1 protein-coding gene is annotated in these 824 nt (G+C 70.9%); it reads right to left on the bottom strand.

What is annotated here, in order from left to right:
* On the bottom strand, positions 1-603 hold a 603-nt coding region (locus D8M34_RS18365), incomplete at its 3' end, for a hypothetical protein (protein WP_238695728.1).
* Positions 604-824 lie beyond the last annotated feature (221 nt).

Here is an 824-nt window from a genome sequence, read left to right as displayed (position 1 = left end):
GCCCACCGAGGTGTCGCCCAGCAGGTTGCGCAGACCCTCGCCGGTCTCCTCGAAGGAGTGCACGGCCGCGTCGAGCTGCTCGCGCACCTGACGCTCGACGCCGTCGACGCGCTCCTTGATCGGCGAGGCGACGGCGTTCGGCATCGCGTCGAGCCGCATCTCGTGCCGGTCGAGCCGGTTGTCGAGGCCGTCCAGGCGCTTCTGCAGGCCGCCCAGACGGTCGTCGAGGCCGTCCATACGGCCCGAGACGCCCCCGAGGCGCCCGCCCATGCCGTCGAGCCGCCCGTCGAGCTGGGCGATCGGCTTGGCCAGCTTGTCCGGCAGGGACTCGATGGCCCGGGTGATCGCGCCGAGCACGATCTCGGTGTTGTCCAGCTTGGACACGGTCTCGTCGAGCCGCTCGGCCAGGACGTTCAGCTCGGTCCGGTCCGGGATCTCGGTGAGCTTCTTGCGCACGGTGCCGATGGCGTCGAGGGCCGCCAGCCGGGCGTGGATCTCATCGAGGGAGTCGAAGATCTGCTGCTGTTCGCTGTCACGGATCTCGGCCGCTCGCATGAGCATGCCGCGCATCCGGTCGAACGAGAGGTTCGAAGTGTCGCTCATGGCACCTGCTGCGCTTCCTCTGAGCCAAGTGGGGAGTGCCCAGAGGGTAGCGACCGCCGTCCGAGGGGCGACGGACGGTGTTGGGTTGGGCCGTCCGGGGCATGCCCGCGCACCCGGATCGGGTCGACCCTGGCAGGTCCGGGCGTCGCTCGTCGCGCGGCGCGCCGCTCGGTACCGTGCTAGAGTGGCAGATCCCACCGCTCCCGTCCCGGTCACCCGCG

Source organism: Microbacterium sp. HSID17254, assembly GCF_003989315.1.
Classification (GTDB): Bacteria; Actinomycetota; Actinomycetes; order Actinomycetales; family Microbacteriaceae; genus Microbacterium.
This window is presented reverse-complemented; position numbering and strand designations above follow the sequence as displayed.